This window comes from Bradyrhizobium sp. MI1.4, from assembly GCF_055811315.1.
In genome coordinates this window covers 56,519-66,575 of the sequence record NZ_JBVVPP010000038.1, presented here as the reverse complement: position 1 = coordinate 66,575, position 10,057 = coordinate 56,519, and the positions used below count along the sequence as shown (strand labels likewise).

Genomic DNA, 10,057 nt, shown 5'->3' with positions numbered 1-10,057 from the left:
CAGGACGCCTCGTTGCGCTATCCTCTCAGCCGCGCTGCCGGCCGTCGTGCCTACCGCGCGAGCGGTTTAGTCCTGTGGACCCAAAGCGGACTCCAGCGCATCGCGCTGCCCCTGAGGGAGCGGCGCGCGTTAACCGCGCTGAAGCAGCGACACCCTGCCGCAGTGAGGCTGACATATTAATCCGCTATTTTACCTCTGGTAGTCTTTCACTTTTGCTACTCGCGCTCTTTTTGCTCTGACGCCGTCCTGATAGTGCTTTTTGTGCTGCGGAGGACATTTATGCGAGGCTCTCGCGCAATCCTTTACGTCGAACAACTTAGCGAACTCACGTCTCAGCTCTCAGAATTGGAAGATCTTCGAGGTCTGGTCGAAGAAGCAGAGCGCAGCGCCCGCGGTGTGCCCCCAATACGCTTGACACATCCTGCTTCGCGCCGCCTTCGAACTCGTGAACCAGGCGTCCTGTCTGTCCGCCTCCGTCGCCGCGCATCACCAAGCTGGAATGCAGGCGCTATCAGCCCCTGACAACGACAACCAAGTCGATCGGACTTGCTGGTGCCATTCCCCGACGCATGGTGGGCTTCCTCCTAAAACCTCTCCAAGCGCTCGCCTTCACTCCTGCTGAGAAGGAGGGGACGAGAGCCAGGGAAGCGCCAGCAATGATAAGCTACTTCGCACGTTGATACGCATCGCCGGCCGAGGGTCTAACCGTAGGCGTCGGTGGCTGAGAGACAATTCCGCGCTCCCGCCTGCATGTTAGGAGCGCAAAATGGCCGAAGAATTCAGCGCCGAGACACGTGCCTGCTCGAGCGAGCCAACGAACCATCGCTCAAAGTCGTCACTTAGCCACGGAACATCGCGCACTCGTCGCTGAGTGCGAACGTTAAATCTCCGACACAGGCTGCTCAACATGTCACCCTGCCTACTGATGACCCGGAGATTGCCGGGTCCGCGCACCTGACGACGCTTGAGGGCGTCGGTCCACGGCCTCTGAGCGAGTTCCGGAAAGTGGGCAGCCGGACGAAACTTATTGTCGCAGTTCGTGACCGAACTTATAACATGGTTTAATTGATTTAATTGTATTTAAGGTATTTAATCTCTCTTCCAGCACCGGAGGGACCCCATGCCTAACGAAGACGATGACCGCCGCGAATTTCTGAAGACCTGCGGAAAGTTCGCGGTGGTGACACCTCCAGCCATAACGCTGCTGCTCTCCACCTCCCTCACGTCCGATGCAATTGCTAAATCGGGTGCGAGCGCGGTCCATCACCACGGCAACAATGGCTGGGGTAACGGCGGCGGCGATGGTAGTCCCAACGGCAAGGACGACAGAGGCCGCTGAACATTTGTAGGCGGAACGGCAGTTTGGAACGACTCGTCAGTTACCAAGTTTTCCCAATGCCCATCCCCAAGTGGGTGATTCAGTCGGGCCCCAGCTCTTCCCCCATTGCCCCCCGGGAGCTGGGGCCCATTTTGTTGCGCCTTCCGGCGCCGGTTTCGGAGCTTCGACAACATTCAGTCATGAAGCAACAAGGAGGGATCCGCATGCCGATCCAAGTCGTGATGGACAGTACCGGCGACAGCCGTCACTTTTTCGACGCCAACGATGCACGAGAAGTAGCCAAGGCGGAGCAGCGATTCCGCGAGCTGAGGAACGTCGGCTTCACCGCCGCGGTCCGGACCGGTTCAAATCAGGTGTCGCAGATCCGATCGTTCGACCCCACTGCGGAAGAAACTCTCTTCTTCCCCAGGCTGGTCGGCGGCTGAATCGCTGAGCCGTGTGGCTGTTCAGGCCGTCCCGGCCGGGTGAACGCTCACGGATGAGGGCTGCAAGGGCGCTGTTCATTAGACACGGCGCCGAGAGCACTCCCGAAGGACGCGCGCTGCTGCTGCTGCGGCATTGCCTCTCGCCCCTCCAGCGGCGGCAATTCACGCAAACAGGCTATTTCGATGTGGTCGGCGGCGATACGGGCAACCGCTATAGGATCTATGCGGGAGCGGCTGCGAATGTCTGCGAGATCGGCGAAAACGGTCGCCCAAAGATCGGCTTGTGCTTCCTGCCCGTTGGCGATCTTCCGATTGGCGACGTCATGCTGGCCCAGAAGATCGCGCTCGAAACGTGCGAGGCCAGCGCGCTCGCGGTAGCCCGAAAGTTCACTCCCAGCGGTTTCTTGTTCAGCCGGTCCCGCCCGCTTCGCTAGCCGCGGTGTTGCGTCAGTCAAGTTTGGGTGTCGGTGACGTCGCCCATTGGCCCATCTGCGACCTCGAAGGCCTTCAGGTCTGCGGCCGATGTTGGCGGTAAACCGGACATCTGGCGGGCGGCCGCGTAATGAGTACACGCCCTTCTGTAATGGGCCCGATGATGTCAAGCCTCCCGGTGAACGTCGCGCCGCCGAGCTCATGCTTCTGTCCGTGGTCAACGCCTGGCCGCCACATCATGCTGTCAGAGGGAGCGGTGAGCCTATCTAGATACGCGTGGTTCGTCGGACGACGGCCACTGGGCGTGTAACGGCTTCACCGCATCCACCGTCCCGGCGACGGGACTTCGGGCACTGGGCTTCTGTTCAGCCCGGTTGCATTCCGGCTCTTCTCCTCGTGCTCTATGCTGCGATCGGGCCCGCTTCAGCCCATCGGTAAGTTGTGCCGTCGACCCAGATCCGATGCAGGATCACTGCAAGCTTACGTGCCAAGGCAACTTTTGCGCGCTTCGAGCCTCGCCGCTTGGCGACGTCCATCCCCCAGCGCTTAAGTTTTGAGAACCGCGTGATGCGCGATAGCAGAACGTTGGCGGCTTCATACAATACTGTGCGCACCATCTCGTCACCGGCCAGCGTGATTCCGCCCGTGACGTCCTTTTCTCCCGATTGGTACTTCTTTGGCGTGAGCCCGAACAGCGCACCTGCCGCCTTCGATTTCGCGATGCGATGAGGGTCATCAATCGCCGCTTTGTAGGTGATGGCCACCAAGGGACCAACGCCCGGCACGGTCATAAGCCGGCGACAGACCGCATCGTCACGCACAGTTGCCAGCACAGCCTTGTGCAGCCTTCCGTACTCTGCCTTCAAGGCAGATCGCGCCGAAAGCATCGCACCGGCAATGCGCTCTAATGTCGCCTGACCAGTAACCAACTCTCGGATCCGCGCTTCGAAATTCCTCCGCGTCACCGGGCCAACCTTCGGCCCGAAGCCACGCAAAATCCCTCGAATACTTAATTCCACGTCGATAAGTCGCCCGAGAAGCTGTTTGCGCGCGATCAGGAGTGCCCGGATCTCCTGCGCACCGACCGACTTTGCGTCCACCGGCTGGAACCAGCCCATCCGGATCAACTGGGCTATCCCGCGGGCATCCTTGCGATCAGTCTTTACCGTCATCGCCGATAATGCGGCCTTTACGTGCCGTGTTTCCAGCAGAACCGTTTCGAATCCTGCTTTTCTCAGCCCCGCATGCCGCCATTGGGATAGCGGCCCAGCCTCCAGCCCGATCCGCTCCACCGCAAAGCCGAGCGTCTCAAAAAACTCAACTAAGGCGTCGGGTTCGCTTGCGACCTTCGCCTCTCTCAGGATCTTACCCTGGGCATCCACAACGCACACTGACAGTTCCAATGACCCGTCGATTCCGGCATAGTTCTCCACGGCTGTCCTCCGTCTCTAGATGCTTGGGGCCGACTCAAGTCGTGACCCCGTTTCATCATCTATCGGGGGACAGCCACCATCATGACCCCTTGCTCGGAGCAGGGCCCATTACGGCATCTAGGCAGGGCGGAAGCGCATGCTTCGTCTCCATCGCGGCGGATAATCCAGCGGGCATCCGAGCTGCTGGTGATCGCCGGCCGGCTGCGTGCATCAATGGGCGTGCGTCCCTCAGGGGCGAATGTGGATAATCGTATTCCCCTTGCGTCGCTTGGTCGGATTTAACGCGGCGACGGCATCATCGAGGGTCGAGACGTTGCCGATATTCGTCCGCAGTCGTCCGTCCCGCACCCGCCGTACGATCTCACTCAGTTGGGCTCGATCGGACTCGACGACGAAGTCGACCGCCAGACCATCGGAGGGCCGCGTCTCGGCCGGCCCCACGACGGTCACCAATGTTCCTCCGGCTTGAATCAGTGCTGCGGATTGCTTCTGGATGTCACCGCCGATGACATCGAACACCAGATCGACTTTGCCCACGTCCTTCAGGGTATCGTTGTCGAGGTCGACGAACTCCTTCGCGCCGAAGTCGAGCACCGTCTGACGGTCGGCGGCGCGTCCAGAGCCGATGACGTAGGCGCCGGCCTCTCGTGCGAGTTGCGTCACCATCGATCCGACTGCGCCGGCCGCGCCGTGTGCGAGGACGCTTTGCCCCGCCTGAAGGCGGCCGTGTTGGAACAGCCCTTGCCACGCTGTCAGGCCCGAGACCGGCAGGCTTGCGCCCGCCGTGAAGTCGACGTCGCCCGGGAGCGGCGCAAGGTTGCGTGCCTCGATCGCCACATACTCGGCCAGCGTGCCGTCGCGATACCAGTCCGCGAGGCCGAACACCCGCTGTCCGACTGATAGTCCCGTCGTGCCATATCCGAGGGCGGAGACCACTCCGGCCAGCTCGTGCCCAGGGATCGACGGTGTTCGGTCACGTTCGAGGCGATCGGTCCAGGTCGAGGGCCACGCCAGCTCAGTCGGTACAAATCCCGACGCATGAACCTGAACGACGACGTCGTTTATCGCTGCCTGCGGCTCGGGCCGGTCCATGAGCTTCATCCCGGCCCTTCCTGCGGCCTGGTCCGTTACAACGATCGCCTTCATGGGAATTATCTCCTCGGTCATTTGTCTCTCGAATAATGCAGAGAGCTTGGTCGCACCGGCTATCCACAGAATGCCAGGCTGTGTGGAACTCCTGTCTCCGTGTGCGCAATCTCCGCTCTCCGCATTGACCGGGGCTCCCACTCATCCTGATCGATCGGGATCGCTCCGGTCGCCGGTCGTCAGCGAATAGATGCGTTGCGCCCGGCTATAAAACAGGACCAAGAATGCCGATTTTGGCTGTACCAAGCGCGAGGGCCGCCTTCCGATACAGCCCGATTGTGCCAAACGGCTCCACTGGCTGCCGAGATTTGCTCGGTGATCGAGAGCGCCTTGAGACGGCGAACAGGAATCTAGATTGCGGACGGTTCAGTCTTTCGGGCGCAGCCCCGCTTCGATGCGCTGGATCAGTTGCTCCCGCAGCGCAGGCACCACGTTTCCGAGGACGACGAAGGTGCGGACGATAGGCAAATACGGCTCCATTGCCGCCGTCAGCTCCGCCAGAGACATGCCGGCCAGCCGCGCATATTCGGATTGCGCCGCCGCATTGGTCGCGCGCGGCCGCTCCGGATTGTCGGCTATTTCCGGGCCGAGCTCGGACAGGATGACATGCAAGAACCCAAGATCGAGGGCGGCGGGCCCGCGCATCGCGAAGGTCCAGTCGACGAGCTTGGGGCCTTCCGCAGTCATGATCACGTTGCCGGGGCTAAGGTCGCAATGGCAAAGCCCGTCGCCGGTCGACAGGCGATCGATCAGGGTGAGGATGTCAGTGGCGACGTGCTTCGGGACCTTGCCGTCGTCGTGCCGCAACTCGCTCTCCATATACGCGCGCATGGAGGGGAGCTCCGGCGGTGGCGACGTCTTGTGAAGAGACATGGCCAGAGCCGCGATGATCGCGCCCGCCTGTTCGAACGTCACCGCGCCGGTCCGCGAGAGATGCCGCAGGGTCGGTCCGTCGAGGCGCTCCAGCACGATGCCGAAGCGCCCGTCCAGCGTCACCTCTCCCAACACCGCCGGCACGGGGACGCCGGCGGCGTGCACGGCGCGGATCATGCGTACCTCGTGTCGGCCGAGCAGATGAGAGACGCCGGCCTTAAACAGCTTCACGACCTGACCGGGCGCCCAGGCGTAGGCCTCGGAGAAGGCGCCTTCACCGATCTTTTCCCCCAGCGATCCCTGCATGTCCGTTCTCCGCCGCGCAGATGAAACACCGGCGGCGAGAAAAAAGGAACCCTTCCCGTCGCGGGGGCAGCCGGACATTATCATCGCGTTTCAACCTGCAGAGACCTTCGATCGCAGTCGCAGCCTCGGGGCCGTGATCGGCCACTTGTGACGTATAGCGGTCAGACGAAGTCGGGGATAAAACAGCGTTCAGGAAACTGGATCCAAAACCCATGGCTTTTTGGACAGCGGCGCGGTTGGGTTGTTGATCGCCTATCTCCTTGGCTCGGTCCCCACGGGCTATCTGGCGGGGAAGCTGCTCAGGGGCATCGACATCCGAAGGCATGGCTCCAAGTCCACCGGGGCAACGAATGTCTTGCGCACTCTCGGCAAAGGGCCTGCCTTGTTCGTGCTCGTCGGCGATGTGCTGAATGGCGTGGGTGCCATCATCGTCGCGCGTTCGTTCTGCCCTTGGCTGTACGCGGAAATATCCCCGCCGCCGACAGCGTCTGATCTGCAGGTCTGGGTGCCATGGGCTGTTTGTCTGGCTGGACTTGCTGTGCTGTTGGGACATAGCCGATCGATCTGGCTGAACTTCACGGGCGGCAAGTCGGCTGCCGCGGGGCTCGGTGTGTTGCTGGCGATGTCTTGGCCCGTCGGATTGGGGGCTGCAGCCGTCTTTGGCTTCGTGCTGGCTATGACCAGGATCGTTTCCTTGAGCTCGATGCTCGCGGCGTTGACGGCAATCGTTCTTGTCTGCGCGGTCGAGCACCCATTGCCGTATCGGTTGCTGGTGATCGGAGGCGGCCTCTACGTGATCATCCGCCATCGTGCCAACATCCAAAGGCTTTTGGCGGGAACGGAGCCGCGTCTGGTTCGAAATGGCCAAGGTACGAAAGCGGAAGCGCAGGTCTAGCAGACGACTTATTTGCCGCGCTATTGAGGTGCAGCAACGCTCAGTTGTCGAACGGCGCTGAGCGATATCAATTCACAATAGCGAACCCAACGGAGGGAACATGGCCTTCAGATCAGCGAGCTTTGTCCTCAACGCTGGAACATGGGAGGCCAAGGTAGGAGACCGTCCGTTTCACGGTTATTATTCATCCATACTGACCAGCGAAAATGGACAACTGAGGATCATCGAAGAAGCGGTTGCAGTCGCAGCGCCCTGATCGTCTCGCGTGATCAGCCGAAGCGGGAGCGCATGGCGGAGGCGACAGTTCCAGAAGCACGCTTGCTCGCGCTCTCGTGCCCCGGCGCAGCGCGGCGCTTCTTTAGCGGTGCGTTGCAGAGCCGGGGCCCAGTCGCTGGTTGTATTGTGTGGCTTTCTGGGTCCCGGTTCTGCGCAGCAACGCTTGCGCGTTGCAGCGCGCCCGGGACACGCGAGCGCCCAAGACGGGCCAGAAAAGGCTCATTCAAGCTCCGTGACGTCCGCGAACTTACGACAGGAGAGCTAAGTTCAACTGCGCCAGAAAGCCGGCGGACGCGATGGACTAACGCGTGCGTCCTGACCGCTTGAGATCGGCGACCTTAAACCTGTTGCCGGCGGCCAGACTGCTGCACAACCAGTGAGCCTTGTTTCGGTTGTCGCCCAGGAACGTCCTGGTTTCGACGCAGTCCAGGTAGGATTTGTGGGTGATGGTGTCTCGGCAGGTCGGCGAGAAAGGTCCGTAGTCTATGTTGCCGCCCGACACGCTGCATCCAACCCAGGGATCTTTGCCGCTTGGGAAGCTTGATGCACAGCCACCGTTGCAGCTGCTGGCGACTTTCTCCAGGCCGGCAATCCTCCCCATCACAGAACCCGGCGCATACGAAGGCGTTCGCGCGACTGACGTTTGAGCTGTTGAGGCAGTCCGACGCGGCGCAATTGTGTTTGCTCCTCGCTCCGACACGTGCGGCCTTGCCACCTGTTTCGGCGCGTCGACCGTGACGGGAGGAATCGTGGCGGCGGAGCCGGTTGGGATTTGCGACGCTGCCGGCGCGCACAGCAAGACGGTCGACAAGACAGCGATGGTTGAAGGCACGACAAGGCTTGATGAGAATCTCATGACCATGTCCTTCCAAATCCGGACGGAAATTTCCGCCCGGTAAGTGCACGGTAACATACATTCCGAGGCGAGCAACCGAGGGTTGAAGAAAATCCGTCGATGACTCGCTGCGCCGAGCTCAGCCCTCGTGCCCAGGTCGCAGCGTCACGTCCACGGGGCGCTGCTGCGCCTCCGGGACACGAGAGAGGGGCCAAAATAAAACGGGGCCCGAAAGGGCCCCGCAAAAGTCTTCTACGTTCCGCGATCTTACTTGATCTTGGCTTCGCGGAATTCGACGTGCTTGCGCGCCACGGGGTCGTACTTCTTCTTGACCAGCTTGTCGGTCATGGTGCGCGAATTCTTCTTGGCGACGTAGTAGAAGCCAGTGTCGGCCGAGGACACGAGCTTGACCTTGATGGTGACCGCTTTGGCCATGTTCAGAACCTCAGGAATGAAGGGAATCTGGAGCCGGCCAAATGGCCCGCGTTGGCCGGCAACCTAGCCAGAAACCGCCTGATGTCAAGATTTTAGGGCTCGAAAAGCACCCAGATCAGGCCGATTACGCCTCGAAGAACCGGTTTTTGGGCCGAGGCAGGCCCAGATTCTCTCTCAAAGTGGGCCCTTCGTACTCTTTCCGGAAAATCCCGCGGCGCTGCAGCTCCGGGACCACCTTGTCGACGAAATCGTCGAGGCCGGCAGGCAGGAACGGGAACATGATGTTGAAGCCGTCGGAGCCGCGCCCGACCAGCCATTCCTCCATCTGGTCGGCGATGGTTTTGGCCGTGCCGACGAAGGATAGCCCGCCATAGCCGCCGACGCGTTGGGCGAGCTGGCGCACCGTGAGCTTGTCGCGGGCCGCGAGGTCGACCATGCGCTGGCGACCACTCTTGCTGGCGTTGGTCTCCGGGATTTCAGGGAGCGGTCCATCCGGATCGAAGCCGGAGGCATCCGTGCCGAGCACGACCGAGAGCGAGGCGATGGCGCTGTCGTAATGCACGCGGCTGTCGAGCAGCGCGCGCTTCTCCCTGGCCTCGTCGACGCTGTCGCCGACCACGACGAAGGCGCCGGGCAGGATCTTGAGGTGTTCGGGATCGCGGCCGACCTTCTCCATGCGGCCCTTGATGTCGGCATAGAGTTTCTGGCTGTCGGCAAGGCTGCCGCCGCCGGTGAACACGGCTTCCGCGGTCTCTGCGGCAAGCTGCCTGCCGTCCTCGGAGGCGCCGGCCTGCACGATCACCGGCCAGCCCTGGACCGGGCGGGCGATGTTGAGGGGACCGCGCACCTTCAGATATTTGCCGTGATGGTCGAGCACATGCATCTTGGCGGGATCGACGAACACGCCGCTTTCGACGTCGCGCACGAAGGCGTCGTCGGCAAAGGAATCCCACAGGCCCGTGACGACGTCGTAGAACTCGCGGGCGCGCTTGTAGCGCTCGGCGTGCTCCATGTGGTCGTCGAGGCCGAAATTCAGCGCCGCATCCGGGTTCGAGGTGGTGACGATGTTCCAGCCCGCCCGCCCGCCGCTGAGATGGTCGAGCGAGGCGAAGCGCCGTGCGACGTGATAGGGCTCGTCGAACGTGGTCGAGCCCGTCGCGATCAGGCCGATCCGCTCGGTCACGGCCGAGAGCGCCGACAACAGCGTGAAGGGTTCGAACGAGGTGACCGTGTGGCTGCGCTTGAGCGCATTGACCGGCATGTTCAGCACGGCGAGGTGATCGGCCATGAAGAAGGCGTCGAACTTGCCGGCCTCGAGCTTCTGGATCAGCGTCTTGATGTGGCCGAAGTTGAAATTGGCCTCCGGCCAGGCCCCGGGATAGCGCCAGGCGCCGGTGTGGATGCTGATCGGGCGCATGAACGCGCCAAGCTTGAGTTGCCGTTGTGCCATCGCCCGGTGTCCGTTCTTGGTGTCGTTCCCGAAGACATAGGCACGCCGCGGAACTCCGCCATCGGGGGAGGCAGGAAGATTATTTTGTTTTTCGCGACGCCCTCAGCACATTCGCGTCATTCCGGGCCGCGCCCGGAATGACGGGGGAGTCCCATCGAACCGATCCACGGCTCACTCCGACCAAGCCATGACTTTCGCTCCCGAGGAGACCT

General features: G+C 61.8%; 10 protein-coding genes and 1 pseudogene. 6 read left to right on the top strand and 5 right to left on the bottom strand.

All coding sequences use genetic code 11. From position 1 onward, the window contains the following. The 4 genes from AC0L23_RS29310 to AC0L23_RS29295 form a co-directional block, all read left to right on the top strand. On the top strand, positions 1 to 180 hold a 180-nt coding region (locus AC0L23_RS29310; RefSeq protein ID WP_473357624.1), incomplete at its 5' end, for a hypothetical protein. A 940-nt stretch (positions 181 to 1,120) separates the two neighbouring features. Then, positions 1,121 to 1,339 (top strand): hypothetical protein, encoded by a 219-nt coding sequence (locus AC0L23_RS29305; protein WP_039799349.1) that lies wholly within the window; start codon positions 1,121 to 1,123, stop codon positions 1,337 to 1,339. Between the two features lie 203 nt (positions 1,340 to 1,542). Beyond that, positions 1,543 to 1,764: a hypothetical protein gene (locus tag AC0L23_RS29300; RefSeq protein WP_026232889.1), complete on the top strand. Its 222-nt coding sequence runs from the start codon at positions 1,543 to 1,545 to the stop codon at positions 1,762 to 1,764. 53 nt (positions 1,765 to 1,817) lie between these two features. After that, positions 1,818 to 2,198, top strand: a complete 381-nt coding sequence (locus AC0L23_RS29295; RefSeq protein ID WP_473357623.1) for a hypothetical protein — start codon at positions 1,818 to 1,820, stop codon at positions 2,196 to 2,198. A gap of 399 nt (positions 2,199 to 2,597) precedes the next feature. On the opposite strand, the gene AC0L23_RS29290 is transcribed toward AC0L23_RS29295, so the two are convergent. The 3 genes from AC0L23_RS29290 to AC0L23_RS29280 all read right to left on the bottom strand — a co-directional run bounded on the left by AC0L23_RS29290 (position 2,598) and on the right by AC0L23_RS29280 (position 5,954). Beyond that, on the bottom strand, positions 2,598 to 3,629 hold the full coding sequence (locus tag AC0L23_RS29290) for an IS110 family RNA-guided transposase (protein WP_473357622.1): 1,032 nt from the start codon (positions 3,627 to 3,629) through the stop codon (positions 2,598 to 2,600). A 228-nt stretch (positions 3,630 to 3,857) separates the two neighbouring features. Beyond that, positions 3,858 to 4,775, bottom strand: a complete 918-nt coding sequence (locus AC0L23_RS29285) for an NADP-dependent oxidoreductase (RefSeq protein WP_085357416.1) — start codon at positions 4,773 to 4,775, stop codon at positions 3,858 to 3,860. 366 nt (positions 4,776 to 5,141) lie between these two features. Further along, positions 5,142 to 5,954 carry an aminoglycoside phosphotransferase family protein gene (locus AC0L23_RS29280; RefSeq protein WP_085357417.1) on the bottom strand — a complete coding sequence of 271 codons (813 nt, stop codon included), beginning with the start codon at positions 5,952 to 5,954 and terminating at the stop codon, positions 5,142 to 5,144. A gap of 212 nt (positions 5,955 to 6,166) precedes the next feature. Here AC0L23_RS29280 and plsY point away from each other — a divergent pair. Then, a pseudogene (gene plsY / locus AC0L23_RS29275) lies at positions 6,167 to 6,849 on the top strand (glycerol-3-phosphate 1-O-acyltransferase PlsY). A 1,025-nt stretch (positions 6,850 to 7,874) separates the two neighbouring features. Next, on the top strand, positions 7,875 to 8,024 hold the full coding sequence (locus AC0L23_RS29270; protein WP_161494796.1) for a hypothetical protein: 150 nt from the start codon (positions 7,875 to 7,877) through the stop codon (positions 8,022 to 8,024). Between the two features lie 203 nt (positions 8,025 to 8,227). Here AC0L23_RS29270 and rpmG read toward each other — a convergent pair whose 3' ends face one another. Together rpmG and AC0L23_RS29260 are read right to left on the bottom strand one after the other, a co-directional pair. Beyond that, a complete protein-coding gene (rpmG, locus tag AC0L23_RS29265; protein WP_007603295.1) occupies positions 8,228 to 8,395 on the bottom strand; it encodes a 50S ribosomal protein L33 in 168 nt (55 codons plus the stop codon). A 124-nt stretch (positions 8,396 to 8,519) separates the two neighbouring features. After that, positions 8,520 to 9,845: an LLM class flavin-dependent oxidoreductase gene (locus tag AC0L23_RS29260; protein ID WP_085351392.1), complete on the bottom strand. Its 1,326-nt coding sequence runs from the start codon at positions 9,843 to 9,845 to the stop codon at positions 8,520 to 8,522. Between the last annotated feature and the right edge of the window lie 212 nt (positions 9,846 to 10,057).

Excerpts from the sequence above, each read along its gene's own strand:
- rpmG (WP_007603295.1), bottom strand. The coding sequence starts at position 8,395 with ATGGCCAAAGCGGTCACCATCAAGGTCAAGCTCGTGTCCTCGGCCGAC.
- AC0L23_RS29260 (WP_085351392.1), bottom strand. The coding sequence starts at position 9,845 with ATGGCACAACGGCAACTCAAGCTTGGCGCGTTCATGCGCCCGATCAGC.
- AC0L23_RS29295 (WP_473357623.1), top strand. The coding sequence starts at position 1,818 with ATGAGGGCTGCAAGGGCGCTGTTCATTAGACACGGCGCCGAGAGCACT.
- AC0L23_RS29305 (WP_039799349.1), top strand. The coding sequence starts at position 1,121 with ATGCCTAACGAAGACGATGACCGCCGCGAATTTCTGAAGACCTGCGGA.
- AC0L23_RS29285 (WP_085357416.1), bottom strand. The coding sequence starts at position 4,775 with ATGAAGGCGATCGTTGTAACGGACCAGGCCGCAGGAAGGGCCGGGATG.
- AC0L23_RS29300 (WP_026232889.1), top strand. The coding sequence starts at position 1,543 with ATGCCGATCCAAGTCGTGATGGACAGTACCGGCGACAGCCGTCACTTT.
- AC0L23_RS29280 (WP_085357417.1), bottom strand. The coding sequence starts at position 5,954 with ATGCAGGGATCGCTGGGGGAAAAGATCGGTGAAGGCGCCTTCTCCGAG.